Source organism: Burkholderia sp. MSMB0856 (assembly GCF_001524645.2).
GTDB classification, from domain to species: Bacteria; Pseudomonadota; Gammaproteobacteria; order Burkholderiales; family Burkholderiaceae; genus Burkholderia; species Burkholderia diffusa.
The window spans coordinates 1,555,902-1,571,307 of sequence record NZ_CP013427.1; the positions used below are offsets into that span (position 1 = coordinate 1,555,902).

A 15,406-nucleotide genomic window follows, 5' to 3' on the forward strand; every position below is an offset into this window, starting at 1 on the left:
GCTTATTTTCCGTATTGTTCGCAAATCTGGTTGACGGCGTCGGCCACGCGACGCACGTCGTCTTCCGTCATCTGGGTGAAGAGCGGCAGCGTGACGGTCGATGCGCCGTATCGTTCGGCGTGGGGGAACATGCCCTCCTTGAAGCCGCGTGCACGATACAGCGTGAAAAGATGGATGGCCGGGTAGTGGACGCCCGTGCCGATCCCGCGTTCCTTCATCTGCGCCATGAAATCGGCGCGCGAGATCGACAGACGGTCGAGCGGCAGCGTGACCTGGAACATGTGCCAGTTGCTGTTCTCGAAATCGGCGACGGGCAGGCCGAGCCCCAGCTTCACGGCCGGGCCGCCGTCGAGCGCGGCGAAGTATGCGCGCACGAGAGCGCGGCGCTGCGCGGTGAAGCGCTCGAGATGCGGCAGCTGGCCGAGGCCGACGCGCGCGGCGACGTCGGTCAGGTTGTACTTGCCGCCGAGCACGTCGCAGTCCATCCCGTCGAAGCCGGTGCGCGTGATGCCCTGCAGGCGGTACTTCTGCGCGAGCGTCGCCTCGTCCTCGTTGTTCAGCACGAGCGCGCCGCCTTCGATCGTCGTCAGGTTCTTGTTCGCGTGGAAGCTGAACGACACGATGTCGCCGATTGCGCCGATGCGCTTGCCTTTCCAGGTCGAGCCGAGCGCCTGCGCGGCGTCCTCGATCACGCGCAGGTTGTGTGCGCGCGCGATTGCGTACAGGCGGTCCATGTCGACCGGCCGGCCGGCCAGGTAGACCGGGATGATCGCCTTCGTGCGCGGCGTGATCGCCTGCTCGAGCTTGTCGAGGTCGATGTTGCGCGTGACGGGGTCGATGTCGGCGAATATGGGCGTCGCGCCCGTCTCGAGAATCACGTTGCTGGTCGACACCCACGACGCCGGCGTCGTGATCACCTCGTCGCCGGGGCCGACGCCCGCGATGCGCAAGCCGATCTCGAGCGTGCAGGTGCCCGAATTGAACGCGCGGACCGGACGGCCGCCGCAGTACTCGGACAGCGCTGCCTCGAATTTCTGGCTTTGCGGGCCGGTGGTGATCCAGCCCGAGCGCAGCACTTCGACGACACCCTGGATGGTTTCCTCGTCGATCTCGGGGCGGGTGAACGGCAGGAACGGAGCGGTAGTCTGGCTCATGAACGCTTGTGGCCTGTAATGGCTGGTAATAAAGGGGGCGGGCGATCCGGCCCGAAACCGGCATTAAACACCGGTTGCCGGATTCGTACCGTGATTTTTTGTAGGCGGACGCTTAATGCCGCCGGGCCGGGGCGCGCTCAACTGCGCGCGAGCACGAGCACGCCGATCAGGATGATGCCGATGCCGACGAGCCGCTGGACCGACAGCACCTCGCCGAACAGGTACCAGGCGGCAAACGCGTTGACCACGTAGCCGAGCGACAGCATCGGGTACGCGATCGACACGTCGACCCGCGACAGCCCGAGAATCCAGACGACCACGCTCAGCACGTAGCAGCCGAGGCCGCCGATGATCGGCAGCTGGGTCGCGATCTTCAGGCCGACCGGGATGATGTTCGCACGGCTGAATTCGAAGTGTCCAACGGCGTTGACGCCGGCTTTCAGCAGGAGTTGCGCACAGGCGTTGAGCATCACGCCGGTGATGATGCAGACGAACGAAACGGGATTCATGCGGCGGGCGTCCTTACGATTGCGGTTTCTCGACGATCACGCGGCGGTTGTCGCGCGCGATCACGCGCATCGGCACGCCTTGCTTGACCAGCGTGTCGTACTGGCCGGGCGGCATGATCGCGAGCGCATGGGTTTCCTGCTTCCAGCGTTCGATCCATTGGTCGACGGTCGGGATCCACTTGTTCGGCTCGACCGAGATTCCGAATGCGAGTTCGTCCTGGCGCTGGACCATGATCGTCGTGTGGCCCATATAGAACGGGAACGTGTGATCGAGCATCTCGATCGAGTAGAACGGCGTGTCGGGCGGCAGCTTCGCCAGTTCGGCGCGCACGGCGGGCGCGAGCAGCGCGCCCGAGCTGTAGCGCCCGAATTCGTCGTGACCGGTGCCGCCGATCGTGCCGAACGCGAGCCACGCGGCGCCGAACGCGGTGATCGCGGCCGCGACGCCCACGCGACGGTTCAGCCATGCGGCCGCGAGCGTCAGCGCGCCCGCGACCGCGAGGCCGGCGTACAGCCACAGCTGGAACGCGCGGTACAGCGCATTCGGCGTGCGGGCGTCGCCCTGATACGCGAGGAAAATGATCCCGAACGCCGCGACGACGAAGAACACGAGGTAGCCGAGCAGGTGACGGCGGAATCGGTCGGCGCTCATCAGCGGCAGGTACGCGCCGATCATCAGCGCGAGCGCGGGCGCGACCGGCAGCACGTACGAGATCAGCTTCGAATGCGATGCGCTGAAGAACAGGAAGATGAACGCGCTCCAGATCAGCAGCACGAGCATCGGGGAGAAGCCGTTCGGCTGACGCGGCATGCGCAGTGCATGGCGGATGCTCTGCCACGCGACCGACAGCCATGGCAGGAAGCCGACCAGCAGCACCGGCACGAAATAGTAGAGCGGGCCCGGGCGGTTCTGTTCCGGGGTCAGGTACCGGCGGAACTGCTGGACGATGAAGAAGAAGTTGAAGAACTCGGGGTTGCGCTGCTGGACGAGCACGAACCACGGCGTGACGATCGCGAAGAAGATCACGAGCCCGCTGACCAGATACAGCCGCTTCCACAGCGCCCAGTCGCGGGCGATCAGCGTATAGAGCACCAGCACGGCGCCGGGCAGGATCAGGCCGACAAGGCCCTTGGACAGCACGGCGAACGCCATCGCGGCCCAGCACGCCCACATCCAGCCGCGCGCCGCGCCCGCCTGCAGCCCGGGCCGCTGCGCGAGCAGCAGCGAGCAGAGCGACAGCGTCATCCAGAACGCGAGCCCCATGTCGAGCGCGTTGAAGTGGCCCATCAGGTTCCAGTACGGCGAGCACGCGAGCACGACGGCCGCGAGGAAGCCGGACAGCGGGTTGAACAGGCGCGCGCCCGTGAAGCCGACCAGCAGCACGCCGGCGAAGCTGGCGAGGCCCGTGTAGAGGCGCGCCTGCCATTCGCCGATGCCGAACCACGCGAACGTCAGCGCGTTCAGCCACGTTTGCAGCGGCGGCTTCTCGAAGTACTTGTAGCCGTTGTAGCGCGGCGTGATCCAGTCGCCGGTGACGAACATTTCCCGCGCCATTTCCGCGTAGCGGCCTTCGTCGCTCGGGATCAGGTGGCGCAGCCCGAGCGGCGCGAACCAGACGATCGCGAGTGCGACGAGCAGGAGGACGAGCGTGATGCGGTTGAGCGGTAGCCTCGACGGCGTATCGTTCATGGATTTTCAGCCTGTTGGTTGTTGTGAGAGCCGCCGGCGGGTTGCGCCGGGGCGGTCGGCTTGCCGGTCATCGACGATCCGGGGATCGACCCGGTGTGCCGGCCCGAGTTTTACCGCAACAGTGATTAACGTTCAATTAAGAGCGCGGCGGCGACCTTGCGGCCCTCGGCCATCAGGATGTTGTAGGTGCGGCAGGCGGCCTGGAAATCCATCGTCTCGACGCCGATCCGCTTGGCCGTGAGCGCGGCCACGAGGCGCGGGTGCGGGAAGCGCAGCCGCGCGCCGCTTCCGAAGATCACGAGCTCGGGCGCCGGGTCGAGCAGCATCGCGAAATGCTCGGGCGCGAGCGCGTCGAACGACGACACGGGCCAGTCCCGCACCGGTGCGCCGGGCAGCACGATGACGCTTCCTTCGTGGCGTTGGAGGTTGACGTCGACATAATCGGGGCCGTAGCCGGTGACGGTGTTGAGCGCGCCGCTCGCGTCCTGGTGCAGTTTCAAATCGGTATTCCGCGGTTCCGTGGAGGGAGTGTCTGGCAAGGGCCGCACGGGCCCGGGCGGCCGGTTTCGCGACCGCCGCGCGCGGGACGCCTGACGGCGCGGGCCCGGAGCGGCCATGGTGCATTGCGAAAGTCGGCCAAAATCCGCTAAATTATAACTTTTTGGTCGCCCCCGGGCGCCACTTGCATCGTGCGTCGCCACAAGCCGCGTCCGACCGCCCGCATTTTCCCCAGTCTAGACAGCGCGCACAGACCGGCCGCTCTCCAGTTTTGATCCCGTCCCCCGGCCGCAAGGCCAACCCAGGAACCGTGTCGTCGTGAAACCGATTCAGAAGTCGAACAAGCTGCTCAACGTCTGCTACGACATCCGTGGCCCGGTGCTCGAGCACGCGAAGCGCCTCGAGGAAGAAGGCCACCGCATCATCAAGCTGAACATCGGCAACCTCGCGCCGTTCGGTTTCGACGCGCCGGACGAAATCATCCAGGACATGATCCGCAACCTGCCGGCGTCGTCCGGCTATTCGGATTCGAAGGGCGTGTTCTCGGCCCGCAAGGCCGTGATGCACTACACGCAGCAAAAGGGTGTCGTCGGCGTCGGCCTCGACGACATCTACATCGGCAACGGCGCGTCCGAACTGATCGTGATGGCGACCCAGGCGCTCCTGAACGACGGCGACGAAGTGCTGCTGCCGGCGCCCGACTACCCGCTGTGGACGGCCGCCGTGAGCCTGTCGGGCGGCACGCCCGTGCATTACGTGTGCGACGAGCAGAACGCGTGGATGCCCGACCTCGACGACATCCGCCGCAAGATCACGCCGAACACCAAGGCGATCGTCGTGATCAACCCGAACAACCCGACCGGCGCGCTTTATTCCGACGAATTGCTGCGCGATCTGCTCGAGATCGCGCGCCAGCACGGGCTGATCGTGTTCGCCGACGAGGTCTACGACAAGATCGTCTACGACGGGTTCGAGCACACGGCGCTGGGCTCGCTGTCGGAAGACGTGATCACCGTCACGTTCAACAGCCTGTCGAAGAGCTATCGCTCGTGCGGCTATCGCGCGGGCTGGATGGCCGTGTCGGGCCTCGGCGGCGACAACCGCCGGCGCGCAAAGGATTACCTGGAAGGGCTCGGGATCCTGTCGTCGATGCGCCTGTGCGCGAACGTGCCCGGGCAGTTCGCTATCCAGACCGCGCTCGGCGGCTACCAGAGCATCACGGAGCTGATCGTGCCGAGCGGGCGCCTGTACAAGCAGCGCGAGCTGGCGTACGACATGCTCACGTCGATTCCGGGCGTGACCTGCGTGAAGCCGCAGGCCGCGCTGTACATGTTCCCGCGCCTCGATCCGAAGCTTTATCCGATCCAGAACGACCAGCAGTTCATCCTCGACCTGTTGCTCGAGGAACGCGTGCTGCTCGTGCAGGGGACGGGCTTCAACTGGGCGGCGCCGGATCACTTCCGCGTGGTCTTCCTGCCGAACCTCGACGACCTGACCGATTCGATCAACCGGATCGCGCGCTTCCTCGACGGCTACCGCAAGCGCCATTCGGTCTGAGCGGACAAGGTCCCCGGCATTCATTCATTCTTACTCATCGATCACACGCAGCATGGAACCGATCAAAGTTGGCCTGTTGGGCTTCGGCACCGTCGGCAGCGGCACCTTCACGGTGCTGCACCGCAACCAGGAAGAAATCAAGCGACGCGCGGGGCGCGGCATCGAGGTCGCGCGCATCGCGGTGCGCAACCCGGCCAAGGCGCAGGCCGCGCTCGGCGGTAACGCCGGCGCCGCGCTGATCACCGACGATTTCAATGCGGTCGTCGACGATCCGTCGATTTCGATCATCGCCGAGATGATCGGCGGCACGGGCATCGCGCGCGAGCTCGTGCTGCGCGCGATCGCGAACGGCAAGCACGTCGTGACGGCGAACAAGGCGCTGCTCGCGGTGCACGGCACCGAGATCTTCGAGGCCGCGCGCGAAAAGGGCGTGATGGTCGCGTTCGAGGCGGCCGTCGCCGGCGGCATTCCGATCATCAAGGCGCTGCGCGAAGGCCTGACCGCGAACCGCATCCAGTACATCGCCGGCATCATCAACGGCACGACGAACTACATCCTGTCGGAAATGCGCGACCGCGGCCTTGACTTCGCGACCGCGCTGAAGGCCGCGCAGGAGCTCGGTTACGCGGAAGCCGATCCGACCTTCGACATCGAAGGCGTCGACGCCGCGCACAAGGCGACCATCATGAGCGCGATCGCGTTCGGCGTGCCGGTCCAGTTCGACCGCGCGTACGTCGAAGGCATCAGCAAGCTCGACGCGACCGACATCCGCTACGCGGAAGAGCTCGGCTACCGGATCAAGCTGCTCGGCATCACGCGCCGCGCCGAAAACGGCATCGAGCTGCGCGTGCATCCGACGCTGATTCCCGAGAAGCGCCTGCTCGCGAACGTCGAGGGTGCGATGAACGCGGTCGTCGTGCACGGCGACGCGGTCGGCACGACGCTGTATTACGGCAAGGGCGCGGGCGCGGAACCGACCGCATCGGCGGTCGTCGCGGATCTCGTCGACGTCACGCGCCTGCACACGGCCGACCCCGAGCATCGCGTCCCGCATCTCGCGTTCCAGCCGGACAGCCTGTCGAACACGCCGATCCTGCCGATCGAGGAAGTGACGAGCGGCTACTACCTGCGCCTGCGCGTGGCCGACCAGACGGGCGTGCTCGCGGACATCACGCGCATCCTCGCCGCGACGGGCATTTCGATCGACGCGCTGCTGCAGAAGGAATCGGAGCAGGTCGACGACGCGAACGGCGAAACCGACATCATCCTGATCACGCACGAGACGCTGGAGAAGCACGTGAACGCGGCGATCGCGCAGATCGAAGGCCTCGCGACGGTGGTCTCGAAGGTGACGAAGCTGCGCATGGAAGCGCTGAACTGAGGACCAGGAACGACATGAACTACATCTCCACGCGCGGCGCCGGCATCGGCGAGCGCCACACGTTCTCCGACATCCTGCTCGGCGGTCTCGCGAAGGACGGCGGGCTGTACCTGCCGGCCGAGTACCCGAAGGTGTCGGCCGACGAACTGGCCCGCTGGCGCACGCTGCCGTACGCGGATCTCGCGTTCGAGATCCTGTCGAAGTTCTGCGACGACGTGCCGGCCGACGACCTGCGCGCGATCACGCGCCGCACGTATACGGCCGCCGTGTACAGCAACACGCGCCACGGCGAGAACGCGTCCGACATCACGCCGCTGAAGACGCTCGGCACCGAGAACGGCGCGCCGATCTCGCTGCTCGAACTGTCGAACGGCCCGACGCTCGCGTTCAAGGACATGGCGATGCAGCTGCTCGGCAACCTGTTCGAGTACACGCTCGCGAAGCACGGCGAAGCGCTGAACATCCTCGGCGCGACGTCGGGCGACACGGGCAGCGCGGCCGAGTACGCGATGCGCGGCAAGGCCGGCGTGCGAGTGTTCATGCTGTCGCCGCACAAGAAGATGAGCGCGTTCCAGACCGCCCAGATGTTCAGCCTGCAGGATCCGAACATCTTCAACCTCGCGGTCGAAGGCGTGTTCGACGACTGCCAGGACATCGTGAAGGCCGTGTCGAACGATCACGCGTTCAAGGCGCAGCAGAAGATCGGCACGGTCAACTCGATCAACTGGGCGCGTGTCGTCGCGCAGGTCGTGTACTACTTCAAGGGCTATTTCGCGGCGACGACGTCCAACGACGAGCGCGTGTCGTTCACGGTGCCGTCGGGCAACTTCGGCAACGTCTGTGCGGGTCACATCGCGCGGATGATGGGCCTGCCGATCGCGAAGCTCGTGGTCGCGACCAACGAGAACGACGTGCTCGACGAGTTCTTCCGCACCGGCGCATATCGCGTGCGCAGCGCGGAAAACACGTATCACACGAGCAGCCCGAGCATGGACATCTCGAAGGCGTCGAACTTCGAGCGCTTCGTGTTCGACCTGCTCGGCCGCGATCCGGCACGCGTGATGCAGCTGTTCCGCGACGTCGAGGAGAAGGGCGGTTTCGATCTCGCGGCGAGCGGCGACTTCGCGCGCGTCGCCGAGTTCGGCTTCGTGTCGGGTCGCAGCAGCCACACGGACCGCATCGCGACGATCCGCGACGTGTTCTCGCGCTACGACACGATGATCGATACGCACACGGCCGACGGCGTGAAGGTCGCGCGCGAGCACCTCGACGCGGGCGTGCCGATGATCGTGCTCGAGACGGCCCAGCCGATCAAGTTCGGCGAGACGATCCGCGAGGCGCTCGATCGTGAGGCCGAGCGGCCGGCCGCATTCGACGGGCTCGAGGCGCTGCCGCAGCGTTTCGAGGTCGTGAAGGCCGATGCGCAGCAGGTGAAGGACTTCATCGCCGCGCATACGGGCGCATAACGTAGCACCCGGAGCAGCGCCGGGCCGCGGGGTCGCAAGCTCCGCGACTCAGGACGGCCGGAATGCCGATTCGTCGCACGGATCGGGGTTCCGGCCGTTTCGCTTGGTGGCGGCCGCGCGCGGGCGCGTTGCCGGATGGCGCGCGAAACAAGTGCCAGTGCAGCGCGATCGCGCCGATCACAGTTGCCGCATGTCCGGCATATCGCGCGTGGGCGCGATGGCGTCGCTACAATGACGTATTGATTCCAACGATCCCCGATTCCATCGATGTCGAACCCGAATCCCGCGGCGCCGCGCGCGCCGATGCTGTCGACCGCCGAAGCGCTCTCCGCGCTGCTCGAAGCCGCGAAGCCGCTGCCCGGCGCCGAAACCGTCGCCACGCTCGACGGTCTCGGCCGCGTGCTGGCGGCCGACGTGAGCTCGCCGCTCGACGTGCCGCCGATGCATACGAGCGCGATGGATGGCTATGCGGTGCGCGTCGCGGACCTGCTGCACGGCGAGCGGCGCCTGCCGGTGTCGCAGCGGATCCCGGCCGGCCACCCGGCCGCGCCGCTCGCGGCGGGCACGGCCGCGCGGATCTTCACCGGCGCGACGGTGCCGCCCGGCGCCGATGCCGTCGTGATGCAGGAGCAGACGTCGGCCGACGGCGATGCGGTCGAAATCCTCCACACGCCGAAGGCCGGTGAATGGATCACCGCGCAGGGCGCGGACATCCGCCAGGGCTCGGTGATCCTGCCGGCCGGGACGCGGCTCACCCCGCAGGCGCTCGGGCTGGCCGCGTCGGTCGGCTGTGCGCAGTTGTCGGTCGCGCGACGGATTCGCGTCGCGGTGTTCTTCACCGGCGACGAACTGACGATGCCGGGCGAGCCGCTGAAACCCGGCGCGATCTACAATTCGAACCGCTTCACGCTGCGCGGGCTGCTTGAGCGGCTCGGCTGCCATGTGACCGACTTCGGGATCGTGCCCGACTCGCTCGCCGCGACCCGCGACACGCTGCGCGAGGCCGCGCGCGATCACGATGTGATCCTGACGAGCGGCGGCGTATCGGTCGGCGACGAGGATCACGTGAAGCCGGCCGTCGAGGCCGAGGGGCGGCTCGCGCTGTGGCAGATCGCGATGAAGCCGGGCAAGCCGCTCGCGTTCGGCGCGGTGCGCCGCGGCGACGCGCGTCCCGACGCGCATTTCATCGGGCTGCCGGGCAATCCCGTGTCGAGCTTCGTCACGTTCCTGTTGTTCGTGCGGCCGTTCCTGCTGCGCCTGTCCGGCGTGCGCGACGTCGCGCCGCGTGCGCTGTCGCTGCGCGCGGACTTCTCGCAAAGCAAGGGCGATCGGCGCAACGAATTCCTGCGCGCGCGCGTCAACGCGGCCGGCGGCCTCGACCTGTTCCCGAACCAGAGCTCGGCGGTGCTGACGTCGACGGTCTGGGGCGACGGCCTGATCGACAATCCGCCGCAGCACGCGATCAGCGCGGGCGAGACCGTGCGTTTCATTCCGTTTTCCGAACTGCTGTCGTAACGCGACGGCTTCCTGACCCATGAAGATTCAACTGAAATTCTTTGCAAGCGTGCGCGAGGCGCTGGGCGTGTCCGACGAACAGGCTGACGTGCCGGACGGCGTGACGACCGTCGGCGACGTGCGCGCGTGGCTGCGCCTGCGAGGCGGCGCGTGGGCCGAGACGCTCGCCGAAGGGCGCGCGTTGCGCATGGCATGCAATCACGAGATGACCGACCCCGATACGCGGCTCACCGACGGTTGCGAGGTCGCATTTTTTCCGCCCGTGACGGGCGGTTGAGCTTTGCGTGGGACTAGAGTAAAGCGCTGAAGCGCCAACTCTGGTCGACCGCGAAGCATGGGACCAGAGTAGAGCGGAGCGCTAAAGCGCTAACTCTGGTCGACAGAGGCAGACGATGGCTACGGTACGAGTACAGACTAACGATTTCGACCTGAACGCCGAGGTGGCGGCGCTGCGCGCGCGCAACCCGAAGATCGGCGCGGTCGCCTGCTTCGTCGGCACCGTGCGCGACCTGAACGAAGGCGATTCGGTCGCCGCGATGGAACTCGAGCACTATCCGGGGATGACCGAGAAGGCGCTCGAGAAGATCGCCGCCGAGGCCGCCCGGCGCTGGCCCGGGATCGACGTCGCGATCGTGCATCGCGTCGGCCGGCTGCTGCCGCTCGACCAGATCGTGATGGTCGCGACGGTCGCATCGCATCGCGGCGACGCGTTCGCGTCGTGCGAGTTCGTGATGGACTACCTGAAGACCGAGGCGCCGTTCTGGAAAAAGGAAACGACGCCGGACGGCGAGCGCTGGGTCGACGCCCGCAGCACCGACGATGCGGCGCTCGCGCGCTGGGGTGTCGAATCGGGCAACACGCCGCCGCTTTGAGCGTGGCGTTCGTGTCGTGCGGCGATGTGCCGCAGGCACACAAGCGCTCCGGCGCTGCGAATCGTCGTGTCAGGCGTCCGGATCGGTTCCGCGCCCGATGATCTTCGTCGGAAACGGCTCGCCGCGGGCGCGTGACGGCAGCGCATGCGAATCGTCGCCCGTGTCGCGACGGCGTGGCGCGATCGCGTCGAGCAGCGCCTGCTGCTCGGGCGGAATCTGATAATCCCAGCCGAAGCGGCTCAACTGCAGGCTCTGCGCGATGCGCAGCGCGGGCTCCATGAAGCGGATGGCCGCGGGCGGCGTGTAGCGCCCCTCGACGGTCTTCAGGAACAGCGACAGCCAGCGGCTGAAATGCGCGGGCTCGATCCCGTCGAGTGGCTGGTGCGCCTGCTGCACGTTGCCGCGATAGCCCTTGGTGCCGAGCACGAGGCTCGACCAGAAGCTCACCATCTTCGGCAGATGATCGTCCCAGCGGCCGTCCAGCTTCGCGTCGAACACGGGGCCGAGCAGCGGATCGGCGCGCACGCGGTCGTAGAACGCGTACACGAGGTCACGGATGTTGTCTTCGGTCGGTTCGGCGTCGCGAGGGCGGGCCGGGGCGGTTTCGGGCGAGGCGGGCAGGGCGGTCATGGCAAAAAGGGCCGGGAAATCAGGGCGTCGGCGTCGTGACGGCGGAACGGCAGCGTGGGCAACGCGCAGGACGCCGACAGAATTTTCACGCAAAATAGCGTCCACCGATGCCTGAAAAATGCGTAGGTGCCATGCATCTTATTGCGCGCCGGCCGTCCCGGCAACCCGGCGCCGTCAAGCGGCCTCGAGAACCGTCCCGACGCGCGTTTCGATTGATCCGGCCCGCTTGATCGGGGCGCGATCGATCATTTTCCGTATTCGCTCATGAGACTCACCGACTACACCGACTATTCGCTGCGCGTCATGCTGTACCTGGCCGTGCGCGGCGAGGGGCTCGCGACGATCCAGGAGATCTCGGACGCCTACGGCATCTCGAAGAACCATCTGATGAAAGTCGTGCAGCAGCTCGGCGAGCTCGGCTGGGTCGATACCGTCCGCGGCCGTAACGGCGGGCTGCGGCTGTTTCCCGATTCGCTGAAGCTAACGGTCGGCCAGGTGGTGCGCGCGACCGAGAACGATTTCGCGCTGGTCGGCTGCTTTGCGCCCGACGGCGACGAATCGCGCGGCTGCGTGATCGAGCCGCAGTGCCGCCTGAAGGGCGTGCTGGCGGCCGCGCGCGACGCATTCTTCGCCGAACTCGACCGTCACACGCTCGGCGAACTGACCGTGCCCGCGTCGCCGCTCATGGCGCTGCTGGGCATTCGTCCGATCGCGCTGGTGCGTGCCGAGCCGTCCGGGGATGACGCGCCGGCATCCGCCGGCTCGCCGTCGAAGGTCGGCTGACGCGCCGGCACCATCGCCGCCATCCGGGCGGCGGCCGGCCCGCAGGCCGTCGCATCGCCAGCCGGCGATTTTTGCGCTGAATCAACCCGAATTTCGCTTGAAACCCGTATAACCATCCACATCTTGGTGTTAATCGAAAATTGGAGGTCTCGCCAAATGAGAATCGACAAGCTCACCACCAAGTTCCAGGAAGCACTCGCGGACGCCCAAAGCCTCGCGGCAGGCCGCGACAATCAATACATCGAACCCGTTCACGTGCTGGCGGCGCTGGTCGCGCAGCAGGACGGCTCCGCCCGCTCGCTGATGTCGCGCGCGGGCGTTCACGTGCAGGCGCTGCAAGGCGCGCTGAACGAAGCCATTTCGCGCCTGCCGCAAGTCACGGGCACGGGCGGCGACATCCAGATCGGCCGCGAGCTGGCCGGGCTGCTGAACCAGGCCGACAAGGAAGCGCAGAAGCTCAACGACACGTTCATCGCGAGCGAGATGTTCCTGCTCGCCGTGTCCGACGACAAGGGCGACGCCGGCAAGCTCGCCCGTCAGCATGGCCTCACGCGCAAGGCGCTCGAAGCCGCGATCGCCGCGGTGCGCGGCGGCTCGCAGGTGCACAGCCAGGACGCGGAAAGCCAGCGCGAGGCGCTGAAGAAATACACGGTCGACCTGACCGAGCGCGCCCGCGCGGGCAAGCTCGATCCGGTGATCGGCCGTGACGACGAAATCCGCCGTTCGATCCAGATCCTGCAGCGCCGGACCAAGAACAACCCGGTGCTGATCGGCGAGCCGGGTGTCGGCAAGACCGCGATCGTCGAAGGGCTCGCGCAGCGTATCGTCAACGGCGAAGTGCCCGAGACGCTGAAGGGCAAGCGCGTGCTGTCGCTCGACATGGCCGCGCTGCTCGCCGGCGCGAAGTATCGCGGCGAGTTCGAGGAGCGCTTGAAGGCCGTGCTCAACGACATCGCCAAGGACGAAGGCCAGACGATCGTGTTCATCGACGAGATCCATACGATGGTCGGTGCCGGCAAGGCCGAAGGCGCGATGGACGCAGGCAACATGCTGAAGCCGGCGTTGTCGCGCGGCGAGCTGCACTGCATCGGCGCGACCACGCTCGACGAATATCGCAAGTACATCGAGAAGGACGCCGCGCTCGAGCGCCGCTTCCAGAAGGTGCTCGTCGACGAGCCGAGCGTCGAGGCGACGATCGCGATCCTGCGCGGGCTGCAGGAGAAGTACGAACTGCACCACGGCGTCGACATCACCGACCCGGCGATCGTCGCCGCGGCCGAGCTGTCGCACCGCTACATCACCGATCGTTTCCTGCCGGACAAGGCGATCGACCTGATCGACGAGGCTGCGTCGAAGATCAAGATGGAAATCGATTCGAAGCCCGAAGAGATGGACAAGCTCGATCGCCGTCTGATCCAGCTGAAGATCGAGCGCGAGGCCGTGAAGAAGGAGCAGGACGAGGCGTCGCAGAAGCGTCTGCAACTGATCGAGGAAGAGATCGATCGTCTCGGCCGCGAATATGCGGACCTAGAAGAGATCTGGACCGCCGAGAAGGCCGCGGTGCAGGGCAGCGCGCAGCTCAAGGAAGAGATCGAGAAGGTGCGGGCCGACATCACGCGTCTGCAGCGTGAAGGCAAGCTGGAGAAGGTCGCCGAGCTGCAGTACGGCAAGCTGCCGCAACTCGAGTCGCAACTGAAGCAGGTCACGCAGGCCGAAGAGCAGGAGCAGCACAACCCGACGCGTCCGCGTCTGCTGCGCACGCAGGTCGGCGCGGAAGAAATCGCGGAAGTCGTGTCGCGCGCAACCGGGATTCCGGTGTCGCGGATGATGCAGGGCGAACGCGAGAAGCTGCTGCACATCGAGGAAAAGTTGCACGAACGCGTGGTCGGCCAGCACGAGGCGATCGGCGCGGTCGCGGATGCGATCCGTCGTTCGCGCGCCGGTCTCGCCGATCCGAACCGCCCGTACGGCTCGTTCCTGTTCCTCGGCCCGACGGGCGTCGGCAAGACCGAGCTGTGCAAGGCGCTGGCGGCGTTCCTGTTCGATTCGGAAGAGCATCTGATCCGCATCGACATGAGCGAGTTCATGGAGAAGCACAGCGTCGCGCGGCTGATCGGCGCGCCGCCGGGCTATGTCGGCTACGAGGAAGGCGGCTACCTGACGGAAGCCGTGCGCCGCAAGCCGTACAGCGTGATCCTGCTCGACGAGATCGAGAAGGCGCACCCGGACGTGTTCAACGTGCTGCTGCAGGTGCTCGACGACGGCCGCATGACCGACGGGCAGGGGCGTACGGTCGACTTCAAGAACACGGTGATCGTGATGACGTCGAACCTCGGCTCGCAGGTGATCCAGGCAATGACGGGTGCACCGCAGGAAGAGATCAAGGACGCCGTGTGGCTCGAAGTGAAGCAGCACTTCCGCCCTGAGTTCCTGAACCGGATCGACGACGTCGTCGTGTTCCACGCGCTCGATCGCAGCAACATCGAATCGATCGCGAAGATCCAGCTCGCGCGCCTGCACGACCGGCTCGCGAAGCTCGACATGGCGCTCGACGTGTCGCCGGCGGCGCTCGAACAGATCGGGAAGGTCGGCTACGATCCGCTGTTCGGCGCGCGGCCGCTGAAGCGCGCGATCCAGCAGGAGATCGAGAACCCGGTCGCGAAGCTGATCCTCGCGGGCCGCTTCGGTCCGAAGGACGTGATCCCGGTCGACGTCAGCGACGGCAAGTTCGTGTTCGACCGCGTCGTGCACTGATCGCCGGTGATCGGCCGCACGCCCGGTTCGCGCCGGGCGCGCAAAAACAAACACCCCGCTCAGGCGGGGTGTTTGCATATGGGGCGGCCGAAACCGCCGTCGAGGCCGTCAGCCGGCGCGGTGCGGGCTCAGGCCTGCTTGCCGCCGAACATGCCGGCGAGCTGCGTGAGCGTGCCGAGCACGTTCGACGTATCGACCTGGCCGCCGGCCGGCACTTCGCCGTTCGGCGTCGCGCCGTTGACGACGTGCGGCAGCACCTGCGCGAGGATCGACGATGCCTGGGACGGATCGATGCCGACCTTGCTCGCCAGCGAGCCGACGACGTCGGAACCGAGCACGTTCTGCAGCGTGTCGGCCGAGATCGGCTGGTTTTCGCCGTTGCCGACCCACGAGCCGATGATGTCGCCGGCGCCGCCGGCCTTGAACTTCTCGATCAGGCCGTTCAGGCCGCCCGGCTGGTTGTTGATGAATTCGAGTGCGGTCGTGATGAGCGCGCTTTGCGAGTTGCCGCCGGCCTGGCCGCCGATCAGACCGCCAACGATGTCGAGGAGACCCATGGTTCTTCACCTTCACTGAAAAGGGCGCCGCAACGACGGC

General features: G+C 66.7%; 14 protein-coding genes. 8 read left to right on the forward strand and 6 right to left on the reverse strand.

Features of this window, described 5'->3' with window-relative positions; translation table 11 throughout:
- Window positions 1-2 precede the first annotated feature (2 nt).
- The 4 genes from WS87_RS08430 to WS87_RS08445 all read right to left on the reverse strand — a co-directional run bounded on the left by WS87_RS08430 (window position 3) and on the right by WS87_RS08445 (window position 3,853).
- Window positions 3-1,154, reverse strand: a complete 1,152-nt coding sequence (locus WS87_RS08430; RefSeq protein ID WP_059817587.1) for a DegT/DnrJ/EryC1/StrS family aminotransferase — start codon at window positions 1,152-1,154, stop codon at window positions 3-5.
- Window positions 1,155-1,291: 137 nt separating this feature from the next.
- A complete protein-coding gene (locus WS87_RS08435) occupies window positions 1,292-1,663 on the reverse strand; it encodes an EamA family transporter (protein ID WP_014896865.1) in 372 nt (123 codons plus the stop codon).
- A gap of 13 nt (window positions 1,664-1,676) precedes the next feature.
- Complete coding sequence (locus tag WS87_RS08440; RefSeq protein WP_059817585.1) at window positions 1,677-3,353, reverse strand: glycosyltransferase family 39 protein; 1,677 nt, start codon at window positions 3,351-3,353, stop codon at window positions 1,677-1,679.
- Between the two features lie 125 nt (window positions 3,354-3,478).
- A complete protein-coding gene (locus WS87_RS08445) occupies window positions 3,479-3,853 on the reverse strand; it encodes an Mth938-like domain-containing protein (protein ID WP_059817584.1) in 375 nt (124 codons plus the stop codon).
- A 316-nt stretch (window positions 3,854-4,169) separates the two neighbouring features.
- Between WS87_RS08445 and WS87_RS08450 the strand changes: the two genes are divergently transcribed.
- The 6 genes from WS87_RS08450 to WS87_RS08480 all read left to right on the forward strand — a co-directional run bounded on the left by WS87_RS08450 (window position 4,170) and on the right by WS87_RS08480 (window position 10,642).
- On the forward strand, window positions 4,170-5,408 hold the full coding sequence (locus WS87_RS08450) for a pyridoxal phosphate-dependent aminotransferase (RefSeq protein ID WP_059817582.1): 1,239 nt from the start codon (window positions 4,170-4,172) through the stop codon (window positions 5,406-5,408).
- 52 nt (window positions 5,409-5,460) lie between these two features.
- The gene (locus tag WS87_RS08455) at window positions 5,461-6,789 is read left to right on the forward strand and encodes a homoserine dehydrogenase (RefSeq protein WP_059817580.1); all 1,329 of its coding nucleotides are present in this window, start codon (window positions 5,461-5,463) and stop codon (window positions 6,787-6,789) included.
- Window positions 6,790-6,803: 14 nt separating this feature from the next.
- Window positions 6,804-8,255, forward strand: a complete 1,452-nt coding sequence (gene thrC, locus WS87_RS08460) for a threonine synthase (protein WP_059817578.1) — start codon at window positions 6,804-6,806, stop codon at window positions 8,253-8,255.
- 267 nt (window positions 8,256-8,522) lie between these two features.
- Window positions 8,523-9,770 (forward strand): molybdopterin molybdotransferase MoeA, encoded by a 1,248-nt coding sequence (locus WS87_RS08465; RefSeq protein WP_059817575.1) that lies wholly within the window; start codon window positions 8,523-8,525, stop codon window positions 9,768-9,770.
- A 19-nt stretch (window positions 9,771-9,789) separates the two neighbouring features.
- Entirely contained in the window at window positions 9,790-10,047 is a 258-nt protein-coding gene (moaD, locus tag WS87_RS08470; protein ID WP_006758354.1) for a molybdopterin converting factor subunit 1, read from the forward strand.
- A 115-nt stretch (window positions 10,048-10,162) separates the two neighbouring features.
- Complete coding sequence (locus WS87_RS08480; protein WP_059817573.1) at window positions 10,163-10,642, forward strand: molybdenum cofactor biosynthesis protein MoaE; 480 nt, start codon at window positions 10,163-10,165, stop codon at window positions 10,640-10,642.
- A 69-nt stretch (window positions 10,643-10,711) separates the two neighbouring features.
- Here WS87_RS08480 and WS87_RS08485 read toward each other — a convergent pair whose 3' ends face one another.
- Window positions 10,712-11,272, reverse strand: coding sequence for a group III truncated hemoglobin (locus WS87_RS08485; RefSeq protein WP_059817571.1), 561 nt, complete (start codon window positions 11,270-11,272; stop codon window positions 10,712-10,714).
- Between the two features lie 264 nt (window positions 11,273-11,536).
- Here WS87_RS08485 and WS87_RS08490 point away from each other — a divergent pair, with 264 nt between their 5' ends.
- Window positions 11,537-12,055 carry an Rrf2 family transcriptional regulator gene (locus WS87_RS08490; protein WP_059817569.1) on the forward strand — a complete coding sequence of 173 codons (519 nt, stop codon included), beginning with the start codon at window positions 11,537-11,539 and terminating at the stop codon, window positions 12,053-12,055.
- Window positions 12,056-12,211: 156 nt separating this feature from the next.
- Window positions 12,212-14,809 carry an ATP-dependent chaperone ClpB gene (clpB, locus tag WS87_RS08495; RefSeq protein WP_059817567.1) on the forward strand — a complete coding sequence of 866 codons (2,598 nt, stop codon included), beginning with the start codon at window positions 12,212-12,214 and terminating at the stop codon, window positions 14,807-14,809.
- A gap of 128 nt (window positions 14,810-14,937) precedes the next feature.
- Here the strand turns inward: clpB and WS87_RS08500 are convergent, their stop codons facing one another.
- A complete protein-coding gene (locus tag WS87_RS08500; RefSeq protein WP_059529856.1) occupies window positions 14,938-15,366 on the reverse strand; it encodes a YidB family protein in 429 nt (142 codons plus the stop codon).
- Between the last annotated feature and the right edge of the window lie 40 nt (window positions 15,367-15,406).